Source organism: Actinomycetospora sp. CA-084318 (assembly GCF_050955885.1).
Lineage (GTDB): Bacteria > Actinomycetota > Actinomycetes > Mycobacteriales > Pseudonocardiaceae > Actinomycetospora.
In genome coordinates this window covers 964,785-978,814 of the sequence record NZ_CP192098.1, presented here as the reverse complement: position 1 = coordinate 978,814, position 14,030 = coordinate 964,785, and the positions used below count along the sequence as shown (strand labels likewise).

14 protein-coding genes and 1 pseudogene are annotated in these 14,030 nt (G+C 75.0%); 9 read left to right on the top strand and 6 right to left on the bottom strand.

The window, feature by feature from the left end:
- Positions 1-44 precede the first annotated feature (44 nt).
- Genes ACQPYX_RS04815 through ACQPYX_RS04800 form a run of 4 tightly spaced genes read right to left on the bottom strand, consistent with a single transcriptional unit; the run spans position 45 to position 3,089 of the window.
- Entirely contained in the window at positions 45-1,121 is a 1,077-nt protein-coding gene (locus ACQPYX_RS04815) for a sulfate/molybdate ABC transporter ATP-binding protein (protein ID WP_433801779.1), read from the bottom strand.
- Positions 1,118-1,891 carry an ABC transporter permease gene (locus tag ACQPYX_RS04810; RefSeq protein ID WP_433801778.1) on the bottom strand — a complete coding sequence of 258 codons (774 nt, stop codon included), beginning with the start codon at positions 1,889-1,891 and terminating at the stop codon, positions 1,118-1,120. The genes ACQPYX_RS04815 and ACQPYX_RS04810 overlap by 4 nt, the downstream gene beginning before the upstream one ends.
- Positions 1,888-2,661 (bottom strand): molybdate ABC transporter substrate-binding protein, encoded by a 774-nt coding sequence (modA, locus tag ACQPYX_RS04805; protein WP_433803670.1) that lies wholly within the window; start codon positions 2,659-2,661, stop codon positions 1,888-1,890. Before modA ends, ACQPYX_RS04810 begins: the two co-directional genes overlap by 4 nt.
- 23 nt (positions 2,662-2,684) lie before the next feature.
- Positions 2,685-3,089: a TOBE domain-containing protein gene (locus ACQPYX_RS04800; RefSeq protein WP_433801777.1), complete on the bottom strand. Its 405-nt coding sequence runs from the start codon at positions 3,087-3,089 to the stop codon at positions 2,685-2,687.
- 138 nt (positions 3,090-3,227) lie between these two features.
- On the opposite strand from ACQPYX_RS04800, the gene ACQPYX_RS04795 reads away from it, so the two are divergent.
- The gene (locus tag ACQPYX_RS04795; RefSeq protein ID WP_433801776.1) at positions 3,228-4,433 is read left to right on the top strand and encodes an acyl-CoA dehydrogenase family protein; all 1,206 of its coding nucleotides are present in this window, start codon (positions 3,228-3,230) and stop codon (positions 4,431-4,433) included.
- Here the strand turns inward: ACQPYX_RS04795 and ACQPYX_RS04790 are convergent.
- Positions 4,417-5,049: a LuxR C-terminal-related transcriptional regulator gene (locus ACQPYX_RS04790; protein WP_433801775.1), complete on the bottom strand. Its 633-nt coding sequence runs from the start codon at positions 5,047-5,049 to the stop codon at positions 4,417-4,419. The genes ACQPYX_RS04795 and ACQPYX_RS04790 overlap by 17 nt on opposite strands.
- Positions 5,050-5,226: 177 nt before the next feature.
- On the opposite strand from ACQPYX_RS04790, the gene ACQPYX_RS04785 reads away from it, so the two are divergent.
- Together ACQPYX_RS04785 and ACQPYX_RS04780 are read left to right on the top strand one after the other, a co-directional pair.
- A complete protein-coding gene (locus ACQPYX_RS04785) occupies positions 5,227-6,543 on the top strand; it encodes a hypothetical protein (RefSeq protein ID WP_433801774.1) in 1,317 nt (438 codons plus the stop codon).
- A pseudogene (locus tag ACQPYX_RS04780) lies at positions 6,527-7,813 on the top strand (heparin lyase I family protein); the annotation flags it as partial. The gene ACQPYX_RS04785 and the pseudogene ACQPYX_RS04780, both read left to right, overlap by 17 nt.
- Before the next feature lie 47 nt (positions 7,814-7,860).
- Here the strand turns inward: ACQPYX_RS04780 and ACQPYX_RS04775 are convergent.
- Positions 7,861-8,913, bottom strand: a complete 1,053-nt coding sequence (locus ACQPYX_RS04775) for an efflux RND transporter periplasmic adaptor subunit (protein ID WP_433801773.1) — start codon at positions 8,911-8,913, stop codon at positions 7,861-7,863.
- 315 nt (positions 8,914-9,228) lie between these two features.
- On the opposite strand from ACQPYX_RS04775, the gene ACQPYX_RS04770 reads away from it, so the two are divergent.
- From ACQPYX_RS04770 to ACQPYX_RS04745, 6 genes are all read left to right on the top strand, one after another.
- Positions 9,229-9,381, top strand: a complete 153-nt coding sequence (locus ACQPYX_RS04770) for a hypothetical protein (RefSeq protein ID WP_433801772.1) — start codon at positions 9,229-9,231, stop codon at positions 9,379-9,381.
- Positions 9,382-9,537: 156 nt separating this feature from the next.
- Positions 9,538-10,617 (top strand): GTP 3',8-cyclase MoaA, encoded by a 1,080-nt coding sequence (moaA, locus tag ACQPYX_RS04765; RefSeq protein ID WP_433801771.1) that lies wholly within the window; start codon positions 9,538-9,540, stop codon positions 10,615-10,617.
- Positions 10,617-10,895 carry a MoaD/ThiS family protein gene (locus ACQPYX_RS04760; RefSeq protein ID WP_433801770.1) on the top strand — a complete coding sequence of 93 codons (279 nt, stop codon included), beginning with the start codon at positions 10,617-10,619 and terminating at the stop codon, positions 10,893-10,895. The genes moaA and ACQPYX_RS04760 overlap by 1 nt, the downstream gene beginning before the upstream one ends.
- 164 nt (positions 10,896-11,059) lie before the next feature.
- Complete coding sequence (locus ACQPYX_RS04755; RefSeq protein ID WP_433801769.1) at positions 11,060-11,965, top strand: hypothetical protein; 906 nt, start codon at positions 11,060-11,062, stop codon at positions 11,963-11,965.
- Between the two features lie 23 nt (positions 11,966-11,988).
- Positions 11,989-12,450, top strand: a complete 462-nt coding sequence (locus tag ACQPYX_RS04750; protein ID WP_433801768.1) for a methylated-DNA--[protein]-cysteine S-methyltransferase — start codon at positions 11,989-11,991, stop codon at positions 12,448-12,450.
- An 81-nt stretch (positions 12,451-12,531) separates the two neighbouring features.
- A complete protein-coding gene (locus tag ACQPYX_RS04745) occupies positions 12,532-14,028 on the top strand; it encodes an AMP-binding protein (RefSeq protein WP_433801767.1) in 1,497 nt (498 codons plus the stop codon).
- Positions 14,029-14,030: the final 2 nt, after the last annotated feature.

Sequence of the window (14,030 nt, the reverse complement as noted above, 5' to 3'; positions counted from 1 at the left end):
CGCACATAGATGCTGCGAGAGTGCCGTTCGTGCAGGTCGGGGGCTCACCGGCCCGCCGGGTACACCTCGACCTCGGCGGCCTTCACCGCGAACCACAGCTCGTCCCCCGGCTCGACGGCGAGGTCGGCGACCGCGGCCGGGGTCACGTCGGCGGCGAGGCCGTCGACCCAGCCCGGGCCGCCGTCGGGAACGCCGGCCCGGAGCCGCACGAGCTCGCCGTGCGGCTCCATCGCGGCCAGGCGCACCGGCACGAGCGTGCGCGGTGAGCCCTTCGGCGGGTCGCGGAACACCGAGACCGACGCCGGGGAGAACAGGGCGACCGCCGGCTCGTCGCCGTCCACCGGGTCGGGGTGCACGCCGCCGATCACCGTGCCCTCGGCCGTGCGCAGGCCCTCGCGGCAGGAGCGTCCGGGGACGAGGTCGAGCCCGGCGATCCGGGCGGCGAACGCGGAGCGCGGGCGGCGCAGCACGTCGGCGGTGGGTCCGGACTCGACGACCCGGCCCGCGTCGAGCACGACGAGGCGGTCGGCGAGGACCACGGCGTCGAGCACGTCGTGGGTGACCATCAGCGTGGTCACCCCGGCGGCCCGCACCACGCGGCGCAGCAGCGCGCGGATCGCGGGCGTGACGTCGACGTCGAGGGCGGCGAAAGGCTCGTCGAGCAGCAGCAGTTCGGGCTCGCAGGCGAGGGCGCGGGCGATCGCGACGCGTTGCGCCTGCCCGCCGGAGAGCTCGGACGGGCGGCGGTCGGCGAGCGCCGTCGCGTCGACCATCTCCAGCCAGCGGTCCGCGGTCTCCCGCGCGGCCCGTCGTCGGGACCCGGTGGACCGGGGCCCGAAGGCGACGTTGTCGCGGGCGGTCAGGTGCGGGAAGAGCAGGGCGGACTGGCTGAGCAGCCCGACGCGCCGGCGGTGCACCGGCACGTCGTCGAGCACCCGCCCCGCGAGCACCACCGAGCCCCGGTCGGGCCGGTACAGCCCGGCGAGCGCGCCGAGGAACGTCGACTTGCCCGCGCCGTTCGAGCCGAGCACCGCCACGACCTCGCCGGACTCCACCGTGACCGACACGTCCAGCGCGAACGACCCGCGCGTGACCGCGACGTCGACCTCGAGCCGGCTCACCGCAGGTCCCGGGTACGGCTGACCACGATCACCAGGATCGCCACGACGACGAGGACGAGCGACATCGCCACCGCTCCGTCGAGGTCGCTCTCCGACTCCAGGTAGATGAACAGCGGCAACGTCCGGGTGGTGCCCTCGAGCGAGCCCGCGAACGTGATCGTCGCGCCGAACTCGCCCAGCGCGCGGGCGAACGCGAGCACGCTGCCCGACATCAGGCCCGGCAGCACGACCGGCACCGTCACCCGCCACAGCGTGGTCGCCGGCGAGGCACCGAGCGTCGCGGCGACCGCCTCGTAGCGCTGCCCCGCCGTGCGCAGCGCGCCCTCGAGCGAGACGACGAGGAACGGCATCGCGACGAAGGTCTGGGCCAGGACCACGGCCGTCGTCGAGAAGGGGATGGTGATGCCGAACTCGCGGTCGAGGAAGCCGCCGACGGGACCGGTCCGGCCGAACAGGAACAGCAGCGTCAGGCCCCCGACGACGGGTGGGAGCACCAGCGGCAGGAGCACCACCGACCGGACGAACGGCAGCCCCGGCAACGACGACCGCGCCAGGACCACGGCGAGGGGCCCGCCGAGGACCAGGCACAGCACCATCGTCGCGAGCCCGGTCTCCAGCGAGAGACGCAGGGCCGCGAGTGCCGACGGCGTGGTGACGAGGCCGAGGAAGTTCGGCCAGTCCACCCGGACGACGAGCCCCGCGACGGGGATCGCCACCAGGAGCCACGCGAGCGCCGCCGGCCCCCACAGCAGGCGCGGGACGGACGTCACTTCGTGACGAAGCCCGCCTGCTGCAGCGCCGCGGTGCCCTGCTGGCCGCGGACGAAGCTGATCCAGCTCTGCGCGAGGTCGGCGTTCTGCGAGCCGGTCACCACGCCGATCGGGTAGGACTGCACGGCGCCCCGGGCCGAGGCCTGCGGGAAGTCGACGCCCTGGACCTTGCCCTGCGTGGACCTGACGTCGGTGACGTAGACCAGGCCCGCGTCGGCGTTGCCGGTCTGGACGCGGTTGAGCACGCCCTTGACGTCCTGCTCCTCGCTGGCCGGGGTGAGCGTGACGCCCGCGGCCTGCTCCGCGGCCTTCGCCGCCGCGCCGCACGGGACGGCGGGCGCGCACACCACGGAGACGATGCCGGGCCGGTTCAGCGACGCGAGGTCGGTGATGCCCTTGGGGTTGCCCGGGGCCACGGCGATCTGCAGCGAGTTGGTCGCGTAGATGACCGGCTCGCCCTGGATCTTGCCGGCCTGGACGGCGGTGTTCATGGTCGTCGAGCTCGCCGTCGCGAGGACGTCGGCCGGGGCGCCCTGCACCACCTGCTGGGCCAACGAGTCCGAGCCGCCGAAGTTGAACTTCACGGTGGTGCCGGGGTTCGCGTTCTGGAACTCGGTGCCGAGCTGCTGGTACACGCCGGTGAGCGAGGCCGCCGCCGACACCGTCAGGGTGCGGGCGGGTGCCTGGGCCTGCGTGGACTGACCCGACCCGGAGTCGGACCCGCCGCACGCGGTCAGGGCGAGCCCGAGCACGGCGGCGGCGCCGACCATGAGTGCGGAACGGAATCGGGTCCTCACGCGGTCCCTCCAGGGGTCTCGACGATGATGTGGGTGGCCTTGACGACGGCGACCGCGAGCGAGCCCACCTCGAGGGCCAGCTCGTGGACGGCCTCGGTGCTCATGAGCGACACGACGCGGTGCGGGCCGGCCTGGATCTCCACCTGCGACATGACCTTGTCGCTCTGGATGTCGGTCACCAGGCCGACGAGCCGGTTGCGCGCCGAGCGCCCGACGCCGGACGGGTCCGGGGTGGCGTGGGCCTGGGCGCGCGCGAACGCCGCGAGATCGGCCCCGGCGATGACCTTGCGGCCGCTCGAGTCGGCCTCGACGGGCAGGGCGCCGCCGTCGGTCCAGCGGCGGACGGTGTCGTCGCTGACCCCGAGCAGCCGCGCCGCCTCGGCGATCCGGAAGTGCGTCACGGAGCGGCAGTGTAGGGCCGTAGGTACGGAGCTGCCCACCCGATCGGACGGCATTTCCGGTGATCCACGGTTACCGGTCGCCGGGGCGGCGGAGCACCACCCTCGCGAACCGCCCCCGGCGGTGGGAGAGTCGCGGGTGTGGACTTCGCCCCCAGTGCCGTAGCGGACGACTACACGAAGCGGATGCGCGCCTTCCTGGAGGAGTCGATCCTCCCGGCCGAGGCCGAGTACGACGCCTTCCGCGAGGAGCGCCGCGGCACCCCCGCCGAGCACGAGCTGCCGCCGGTCGTCGAGACCCTCAAGGCCGAGGCCCGCGACCGCGGCCTGTGGAACCTGTTCCTGCCGTCCGAGTCGGGCCTGACGAACCTCGAGTACGCCGCCGTCGCCGAGGTGACCGGCTGGTCGCCGGTGATCGCCCCCGAGGCGATCAACTGCCAGGCCCCGGACACCGGCAACATGGAGACGCTGCACCTGTTCGGCACCGCCGAGCAGAAGCAGGACTGGCTCGTGCCGCTGCTCGCCGGGGAGATCCGCTCGGCGTTCGCGATGACCGAGCCCGCCGTCGCGTCCTCGGACGCCACCAACATCACCACCGAGATCCGCCGTGAGGGCGACGAGTACGTCGTCAACGGCAAGAAGTGGTGGTGCTCCGGCGCCGCGGACTCCCGCTGCGCGATCTTCATCGTCATGGGCAAGACCGACCCCGAGGCCCCGAAGCACCGTCAGCAGTCGATGGTCCTGGTGCCCCGCGACACCCCGGGCGTGCACATCACCCGGGCGCTGCCGGTGTTCGGCTACCAGGACCAGCACGGCCACTGCGAGATCGAGTTCCACGACGTCCGCGTGCCCGCGTCGAACCTGCTCGGAGAGGAGGGCGGCGGGTTCGCCATCTCCCAGGCGCGCCTGGGCCCCGGCCGGATCCACCACTGCATGCGTCTGATCGGCATGGCCGAGCGCGCTCTGGACGCGATGGTGCGCCGCGCGAACGAGCGCGTCGCCTTCGGCAAGCCGCTGGCCGACCAGGGCGTGGTGCAGCAGCAGATCGCCGAGAGCCGCATCGAGATCGACCAGGCCCGGCTCTACGTGCAGAAGGCCGCGGACCTCATCGACAAGGTGGGCTCCCGGGGCGCGGCGAGCGAGATCGCGGCGATCAAGGTCGTGTGCCCGCGGATGGCGTGCGGGGTGATCGACCGCGCGATCCAGGTGCACGGCGGCGGCGGGGTCTCCGACGACTTCCCGCTCGCGTCGGCCTACGCGTGGGCCCGGGCGCTGCGCCTGGCCGACGGCCCGGACGAGGTGCACCTGCGCTCCGTCGCCCGCGTGGAGATCAAGAACCGCGCCTGAACACCCCGAGCGCCCAGGCGCGGCCGACCGCCTCCGCGCGGTCGGTCGCGCCGAGCTTGCGGAACAACCTCGCCGCGTGGGACTTCACGGTGGCCGCGGACAGGTAGAGCCGCCGGCCGATGTCGGCGTTGGTCAGCCCCCGGCTGACCCCGATGAGCACCTGGACCTCACGCACCGAGAGGTCCAGTCCCCGCTGCACGGGCAGGTCGACGACCACCCCGTCGCCCGCCGGGGTGAGCAGGTCCTCACCCGACCACGCGTCGACGACGGCGGCCACCGTGCGGGTCATCGCGCGCGGGGCGTCCCAGCGCAGGTAGGCCACCGCTCCCCCGGCCAGCGCCTCGGCGACGGCGGTCGGGTCGTCCGACGGGCCCGCGACGAGCACCGGCACCTCCGGCGCCGCGGACCGGACGTCGGCGAGGACGGGCGCCACCGTCCCGGCGCGGGCCACCCCGAGTACGACGACGTCGGCGCCGCCCGAGGCCACGCGGGTCAGGAGGTCGGCCGGGTCGCGGGCGACCACGACCCCGTCGATCCCGACGGCGGCGGTGAGCAGCAGCTCGAGGCGCCGCCGCGTCTGCTCCCGGTCGTCGTGCACCACGCAGGTGCTCGGCATCGCGCGACCCCTTCACACGATCGTGGACCGGACACCTCTCCCGGGTGACACGCACGCGGCCCCGATGTCTCGGCGATCATCATGACACCCGTGTAATTCACCCGACCAGCCATCACCCACGTGCGCCACACCGCTACGGATTGCACGCAACGGGCCGACGCGACTTGCATGATCGGCATGCGACGGTTCGCGACGGTCCTGGCCGGGATGTGCCTGCTGCTCGCCGTCCCCACCGTGCCGGGCGCGCTGGCCGTCCCGTCGGCCGAGACCTGGGGCGCGGAACTCGCGGTCGACGGCGGCGACGACGTCGACGTCGTCGCCGACGACGGCGCCGTCCGGCTGCGCGACACCGCCCCGCGCAGCACGACGACGGGTCCCGCCCCCGCCGAGGGCACCCTGCTGCTCGCCCCGCGCCGCCTCGGTGCCGTCGCCGACCGCGTGTCGGCCGCCCCGACCACCGACACCCCCGGCGGCTCGCAGGTCCTCGTCGCCGTGCGCAGCATCCGCGACGACGGGTCCTGGTCGGAGTGGATCCCCACCGGCGCGCAGGGCCCGGCGCAGCTCCCGGTGCCGACGCTGCAGGTGCAGATCCGCGTCACGCTGATCGCCGGTCCCGACGGTGCCTCCCCGGCGCTGCGCCGGCTCTGGCTCACCGCGGACAGCACACTCGCCCCGCGCCGGATGTCGGCCCCGGTGGCGACCCCGCCGTTCACCGCGCGCGTGTTCGCCACCCGGATCGGCCTCGTCGGCAACACGACCGCCAACGGGCACCGCATCGTCGACGACGACCGCTTCGTCGCCCTCCCCTCGCGCCGCGGACTCGCCCCGGACGGGACCGGCGACTACACGGTGCGCATCTGTGCCGGAGGCCGCTGCGCGTGGGCCCCGGTGTGGGACGTCGGGCCGTGGAACGTCCGGGACGACTACTGGGGCACCGACCGCGAGTCGTTCGGCGACCTCCCGCGCGGCGTCCCCCAGGCCCAGGCCGCGCACGACGACGGGTACGACGGCGGCCGTGACGGCTTCGGCCGCCGGGTCGCCAACCCGGCCGGCATCGACCTCGCGGACGGCACCTTCCGCCGCGACCTCCGCCTGACCGACAACGGCTACGTCGACGTCGCCTACCTCTGGACCGGCACCGGCCCGGCCGGCACCGCCCCGGGCGGCGACCCGGTGACCGTGCGCTCCGCGCCGTCGCCCGACGCCGCCGACGTCGGCGTGGTCGCCGCCCGCTCCCGCGTCCCGGTCGAGTGCACGGTGGCCCCGGGGGCGGTCCCGACGACGCCGACCACCACTCCGGCCCCCTCGGCCCCCGCCACGCAGGCTGTGGCGCGCCCGGCGACCACCACGCCGACCACCACGTCCACCTCGAGGCCGACCTCGACCCCGCCCAGCGCCTCCGTCGTCCCGGTCGCGTCCCGCTGGCTGCGCCTCGGCACCGATCAGTACGTCCCCGCCGCCGCCCTGGAGGTCCCCGATGTCCCCGCGTGCTGACCGGCGACGTCCGACCGGTGATCATCGAGCACCTGCGGTGGTCGGGACGCCCGAGGGACCACCGAGGGTGCTCGCTCGTCGGCGCGCAGCCGCCACCGGCGCCGCCGTCGCGGCGCTCCTGCTGGCCGGGACCACGGTCGCGCTCGCGGACCCGGTGATCGTCGTCCCGGACCAGCCGGGCGAGAGCTGGTCGGCCGAGCTCGCCCTGGACGGCGGCGACGACACGGGGGTCGTGCTCGCGGACGGGGAGGTCCGGCCCGCGACGCCGCGGTCCGAGGGCGTCCTCGTCGTCGCGCCGCGCAGGCTGCTCCGGCCCGCGGAGGCCGTCGCGGGCACCGTCGACGCGGACCGCCCGGCGGGCACCGCCGTCGACCTCGAGACCCGCGGGCTCGACGCGGACGGGGCGTGGGGGCCCTGGCTCGCCGTCCGCGACCGCGCCCCCGCGCGCTTCGCCGCGCCGACCTCCGAGGTGCAGGTCCGACTGCTCCTGCGCGGCGCCTCCGACGGGTCGGCCGTGCCCGCCGCCCGGTCGGTGTGGCTGAGCGCCGAGAACGCCGAGCCGGCACCCCCGTCGACGTCCACCACCCCGACGGCCATCCCCACCGACCGGCCCCGTCCGGCCGGCTTCGCGGCGCCGCGCGCGACCACCACCCCGACGACGCCGGCCACGACGACGAGTCCGTCCCCGGCGGCCGGCCTCATCTGGGACGGCGCCATCGCCACGAAGGGCCTCGGCGGGTTCAAGGACACTCCGTACAACATCACCGGCAGCTCGACGGTGAAGGTCGTCGACGGCCCGCCCAGGGCCATCCGGTTCACCGTGCCCAGCGGCTCGCAGCGCGCGGAGGTGGAGCCCGACGTCGACGAGTTCGGCGAGGGCGAGACCCGCTTCTTCCGCCTGACCTACACCCTCCCGCCGTCGTTCCCGCTCGACCCGAGCGGCTTCCAGCTCGCGACGCAGTGGAAGAACGACGGCACGGGGTCGCCGCCGCTGGAGCTGCGCATCGAGGACGGGACGTTCCGGCTCGGCGGCGGCTTCGGGCGTCCTGGCGGCTCGCGTCTCTTCGCCACCGACATCGCCCCCGCGGTCACCGGCCGGCCGGTCGACATCGTCGTCGGGATCGTCTTCTCCTCGGACCCGGCCAAGGGCCGCGTCGACGTCTGGATCGACGGGCAGCAGAGGCTCGCCGGGTTCCGCCCGCCCGGCGGCACCCTCTACTCCGGCACGCAGAGCTACTGGAAGGTCGGCCTCTACCGGGACACCGGCAACGCCGGAACCGCGACCGCCGACCTCACGGTCGCCCGGCTGGGCGAGACCTACTCCTCGGTGGCGGGGACCCCGGCACCGTCGACCACGACCTCCTCGCCCACGTCCAGCCCGTCGAGCACCTCGACCGCGTCGTCGCCGACGAGCCCCACCTCGACGGTGCGGACGACGGAACCCGCCGTGCCCTGACCGCGCACCACCTGCACGGTCGCGGTCCCCGGCGTCGGCGCCGGACGCAACGCCCGGGGCGGCACGACGAGTACCCCCTCCCGGCGCGCCAGCACGATCGACGCCTCCGCCGGGACGCCGATCCGGGCGGTGTCCGGGAGCGGGGCGCTGATCGCGACGGCGTAGCGGCCGTCCGGTCCCGGCACCGGCGCCACGTCCACGACCTGACCGCGCAGCCGGGGCCCACCCGTCGTCACGAAGGCCGTCCGCCCGACGACCACGTCCGCGACCTGCGCCGGTTCCACCCCCACCCGCACGACGAGGCCGGTGAGGTCCGCGATCTCGACGGCGGGCGGCGAGGCAGACGTGACCCGGTCACCGACCTGTGCCCGCACGACCGTGACCGTGCCGTCCTGCGCGGCGCGCAGCACGCCGCCGTCGAGTACCCGCTGGGCCTCCGCGAGCGTGGCGCGGTCGGCGGAGATCGCGGCGTCCAGCCGGGCGAGGGTGACCGGGTCGGGCACCGGCGCCCGGGCCGCGGCGTCCCGGGCCCGCTGGTCGGCGGTGAGCGCGGCCTCCGCGGCGGCCACGCGGGGACGGACCGCGGTGTCGTCGAGGGTCGCGAGGACGTCGCCGGTCCGCACGGCCGCTCCGACCGTCACGTCCACGCCTGCGATGACCCCGTCGACCGGGAACGCCGCCGCGGTCGCGACGCGACTGACCACGCTGCCCTCGGCGTGGGCCTGCACCACGACGCTGCCGCGCACGACGGGCGCGGTCTCGGGACGCGACGGAGCGTCGGCGGTGAGGGTGAGGCCACCGATCACGATGACGATCGCCAGCAGCAGGAGGACCGCGATCGCCGTGCGCCCGCGCCGCCCCCGTCGACGCCGCGCCGGCCCCGCCGGAGGCGTCCGGATCGCGGTCGTGGTCACGGCCCGACGCTAGTGATCGCCGTTCGGTCGGCCGGGGACGTCGCGTCGACTCGGCGTGTCACCCGGGTGGGGGACGGGTCGGACGCACGCGTGTCCGGGTCGTCGCCGACCGGTCCGCGGCGACCACTCGGCCGGACCTGGGTGCTCTCCCTGGGTCGTCGCCGCGGCAGCCCACCTGGTGTCCGCCGCGGTTCACCCGGTCGGGGCAGATGCAGTGGTGAGGTCAGTGGTGGGAGTGGTCGCACCGCGGCCCCGCCGGCCGCGGCCGCGGTGACGGTCAGGGGCGGCGGCACCCTCACCGCCACCGGGAGCACCGTGACCGGGACCGCGATCAACAGCCGCGGACAGACGGTGTCGTTCACCCTCACCGTGGTCGACCGGGCCGGCGGCCGGGACCAGGTCACCGTGCAGCTCGGCGGGCGGACCGTCACGGGCACGCTGACCAACGGCGACATCACGACGGGCTGAGGTCACGGTCCCTCCCCTCCGATCGTACGGTTCCGGGGAGTTCGAGCCGCAGGTGCGTGATCACGTTCCGGCGTGTCCCGCATCTGCGGCTCACCGCCCGCGACCTGCAGAGATGCTGCTCACGCAGGCCCTCGATCGTGGTTAGGGTGGAAACCGATGACCATCCTCGACCTCGGCGTCCCCTCCGTCCCCGGGGCGTCGGACACCGCTGCGGACCGTCCCTCCGACGACCGGCTCGTCGACCGCTACGGCCGGGTCGCGACCGACCTCCGCGTCTCGCTCACCGACCGGTGCAATCTCCGGTGCACCTACTGCATGCCCGCCGAGGGCCTGGAGTGGATGCCGACCGAGGAGGCCCTGACCGACGACGAGGTCGTCCGGCTGGTGCGCGTCGCGGTCGAGCACCTCGGCGTGCAGGAGATCCGCTTCACCGGCGGCGAGCCGTTGCTGCGTCGCGGGCTCGAGGACATCGTCGCTGCCACGGCGGCCCTCACGCCGAAGCCGGACATGTCGGTCACCACCAACGGCCTCGGCCTGACGAAGCGGGCCCAGCGCCTCGCCGACGCGGGGCTCGACCGGGTCAACGTCTCGCTGGACACCCTGCGCCCGGAGCGGTTCGCCGAGATCACCCGGCGCGACCGCCTCGGTGACGTCCTCGACGGCCTCGCGGCCGCCCGCGACGCCAGCCTCGGACCCATCAAGATCAATACCGTGCTCATGCCGGGCCTGAACGACGACGAGGCCCCGGACCTGTTGGCATGGGCCCTCGCCGAGGGCTTCGAGCTGCGCATCATCGAGCAGATGCCGCTCGACGCCGGCCACTCCTGGCAGCGCGACCGCATGATCACCGCCGAGCAGATCCTCGCCTCGCTGCAGACGCGGTTCGCCCTGCGTCCCGACCCCACCGAGCGCGGCGGGGCCCCGGCGGAGCGGTTCCTCGTCGACGGCTGGGAGCGCCCTGGCGGCGGCCCGGCCCGGGTCGGCGTGATCGCGTCGGTCACCCGCCCGTTCTGCGGCACCTGCGACCGCACCCGCCTCACCGCGGACGGCCAGGTGCGCACCTGCCTCTTCGCGCGCAGCGAGAACGACCTGCGCGGCCTCCTGCGCGGCGGCGGCACCGACGCCGAGATCGCCGCCGCGTGGCGCGTCGCGATGTGGGGCAAGAAGCCCGGCCACGGCATCGACGACCCCGGGTTCCTGCAGCCCGACCGTCCCATGAGCGCGATCGGAGGATGATGACCAGCTCGGTCGACACCCGCACCGTCACCGTCACGGTCCGGTACTTCGCCGGCGCCAAGGCCGCGGCCGGCCGCGGCTCGGAGCCGATGACCGTGCCCGCCGGCACCACGATCGCCGCCCTCGTCGAGGCGGTCGCGTCCGACCACGGCGAGGCACTGGTCAAGGTGCTCGCCGCCTCGTCCTTCCTGCTCGACGGCACCGCCGTGCACTCGCGGGACGAGGTCCTCGCCGACGGCGCCGTCCTCGACGTGCTCCCGCCGTTCGCCGGAGGCTGAGCCGCTAGGCCGAACAGGCGACGAGGTCGCGGGCGGTGATCACGCTCTGCTACTCCTAGCGGATGCGCCGCTCCGTCCCCGTCATCCTGCTCGCCCTCGTCGTCCTGTTCGGCACAGCGTGCTCCGGAAGTTCGGAGCCGCCACCGGTCCCTGAACTGGGCCCCGTGACCATGACCGGCGACCCCCGGACGGCGGACGCCTGCGCCCTGCTCGACCCGGCGCTGTTCACCGGCACGATCCCACCGCTGCCGTACCCGGCGGTGGGCGACGTCGTCGGGTCGTGCCGGCTCACGGGCCAGGCCGAGCCCTACCGACCGCAGACCGCCGAGGTGGCGTTCGCCCACGAGCGGTCGATGACCATCACCTCGGCCGAGCCGCCGGAGTCCGCCGGGACGGCCACCATCCTGCGTCCGCAGCCGACGTACGACGTCTGCCGTCGCGTCGTGCGACTCGTGGACGGCACGCTGGTGCTGTTCTCCGGCCGGACCATCTCCGAGCAGGCCAGGATCGGCGCCGAGGGCGGGCCGCCCCCGGTCGCGGACTGCCAGGTCGCGGAGCGGGCGATGCGGTTCGGGCTCGTCCGGCTGGCCGAGACCGGGATCGCCCACGGGCCCACCCGTCGGCCGGACTCGCTGCTCGAGCGCGCCGACGCGTGCGCCGCCCTCGGAGACCCGGCCGCGCTGCTCGGGCTGACGAACCCGCCGCGCTACGTCGGCTTCGCCGACCGGCACTGCTTCGTCGGGACCCCGACCCTCGGACAGCCCGTCGCCTGGCTCGACTTCGTGGCCATGGACGACCTCCCGCCCGAGCCGGCGGCGCCCGAGCAGCGGCCGCTGCTCCGGTCGGGCCTCGCGAGTCAGGTGACGACCTACCCGGGCCAGTTCGGCACCGCGTGCGAGGTGCTCACGCCGTGGACCGTCACCAGCTACTACGGGCCCGGTCCGACGCAGTGGGAGGTCGTCCGGCTCGTCGTCGAGATGCCGTACGAGAGCCGGGACCGCGCGTGCGGCATCGCCGTCCAACTCGCGCGGGAGGCGGTCCCGCGCCTGCCCGCCCCCGCAACGAGCTGAACGCCCGCGGTGTTCTCCCGAGTATGACCGTCGTGCACGAGACCCGGATCGGCCCGCTCTACCTGGAGGCCTCGACGGACGGGCTGACGCTCGTGGGGTTCAGCGCCCCGGCCGAGCCCGGGCCGGTCGTCGGGAAGCATCTCGACCTCGCACGCCGCGAGCTCGACGCCTACCTCGACGGGGACCTGCGCGAGTTCACGGTGCCGGTGGACGTGTCCGGCGCGCACGACCGTCGGATCCTGGACGGGCTGCGACACGTGGCGTGGGGTTCCACGATCACCTACGGCGCCCTCGCGACGCAGGTCGGGCTCCCGGTGTCGGACTCCCGCCGGGTCGGCGGCGCGATGGCCCGCAACCCGGTGGCCATCGTGGTGCCCTGCCACCGGGTGGTGGGCGCCGACGGGTCGCTGACCGGGTACGCGGGCGGGCTGGGGACGAAGCGGGCCCTGCTCGACCTCGAGGCGGCCGACGCCATGCTCTTCTGATCGGCGGCTCACACTCCCGGTCCCGGCCGCCGCCCCCCGGGTACTCGTTGCCTGATGCAACGATCGACTCGAGGAGGAGTCATGGCGCCCTGCGCCGACGTCGAGGCCCGACTGGACGCGTTCGCGGAGCACGCGGACGCCCCCGCCCTGATCCACCACGCCCGGCGGATCTCCCACGGCGAGCTGCGCGACGAGGTCTTCCGCACCGCGCGGGCCCTCGACGGGCGGGGCCTCGGACCGGGCGCGATCGTCGTGCTCCTCGCGGGCAACGAGCCGGCCGGCATCGTCGCGCGCTACGCGGTGAACCTGCTCGGCGCCGGCATCACCCAGCCGTACGCGGGCCTGTCCGCCGAGGCGCGGGGCCGCATCGTCGACGACGTCGACGCGGCCGCCGTCCTCGTCGTGCCCGGCCACGAGGCCGACGCCGACGCGGTGCTGGCGCACTGCGGCCCGGTCACCCGCATCGCGCTCGACGACGCCCTGACCGCCGGCGTCGACGCCGCACCGGTCGCGTGCCGGGCCCGCCCCGACGACGTCGAGCAGATCCGGCACACCGGCGGCACCACCGGCCACCCGAAGGGCATCACCTACACCTTCGGGCACCACCTGCGGATGCTCGAGCACTCCTGGCGCCCGTCGACCGCCGACGAGCCGGGCACCGAGCCCGAGGCCGTCCGCCAGCTCGTCTGCACGACGATCGCGCACGCGGCGGGCGGGATCGCCGACCGGACGCTCTCCGTCGGCGGCGCCGTCGTGCTGCTCGACGGGTTCGACCCGGCCGAGGTGCTCGCGACGATCGAGCGCGAGCGGATCACCGACCTGTGGCTGCTCCCGCCGCTGCTGCACCGGCTGCTCGACCACCCCGACCTCGACCGCACCGACCTCTCCAGCCTGCGCACCGTCATCTACGGCGGCGCGCCGGCGGTCCCGGCGCGGACCGCGGAGGCCGTGCGCCGGATCGGGCGGGTGTTCGTGCAGTTCTACGGCCAGACCGAGGCCGGCGGGATCAGCGTGCTCACCCGCGAGGAGCACGACGACGAGTCCCTGCTCGGCACCGTCGGGCGGGTGCTGCCGACCACCGAGCTGCAGGTCCGCTCCGACGACGGCGGGCCGGGCGAGCTCTGGGTGCGCACCGGCATGGAGTTCGACGGCTACTGGAAGCAGCCCGAGCTGACCGCCGCGACCCGCGACGCCGACGGCTGGATGCACACCGGCGACGTCGGCTACGTCGACGACCGCGGCTACCTGCACGTCGTCGACCGGCTCGGGGACGTCGTCGTCGTGGTCGGCGGGCACGTGCACACGCCGGAGGTGGAGCACGTCCTCGTCGAGCACGCCGACGTCCGCGAGGCCGCGGTGTTCGGTGCCCCGGACGACGACGGGTCGGAGTCGGTGCACGCGGCCGTCGTCGTCGAGCCCGGGACGCACCCCGACCCCGACGAGCTGACCGGTCTCGTCGTCGAGAAGCAGGGCCCGATGTACGCCCCGGAGGACGTCGAGTTCGTCGACGAGATGCCGCTGACCGACGCCGGGAAGGTGGACAAGAAGGCTCTGCGCCGGCACCTCGCGCCGCAGTAGGA

Excerpts from the sequence above, each read along its gene's own strand:
- ACQPYX_RS04785 (WP_433801774.1), top strand. The coding sequence starts at position 5,227 with ATGCGACGGTTCGCGACGGTCCTGGCCGGGATGTGCCTGCTGCTCGCC.
- ACQPYX_RS04790 (WP_433801775.1), bottom strand. The coding sequence starts at position 5,049 with ATGCCGAGCACCTGCGTGGTGCACGACGACCGGGAGCAGACGCGGCGG.
- ACQPYX_RS04760 (WP_433801770.1), top strand. The coding sequence starts at position 10,617 with ATGACCAGCTCGGTCGACACCCGCACCGTCACCGTCACGGTCCGGTAC.
- ACQPYX_RS04745 (WP_433801767.1), top strand. The coding sequence starts at position 12,532 with ATGGCGCCCTGCGCCGACGTCGAGGCCCGACTGGACGCGTTCGCGGAG.
- modA (WP_433803670.1), bottom strand. The coding sequence starts at position 2,661 with ATGGTCGGCGCCGCCGCCGTGCTCGGGCTCGCCCTGACCGCGTGCGGC.
- ACQPYX_RS04750 (WP_433801768.1), top strand. The coding sequence starts at position 11,989 with ATGACCGTCGTGCACGAGACCCGGATCGGCCCGCTCTACCTGGAGGCC.
- moaA (WP_433801771.1), top strand. The coding sequence starts at position 9,538 with ATGACCATCCTCGACCTCGGCGTCCCCTCCGTCCCCGGGGCGTCGGAC.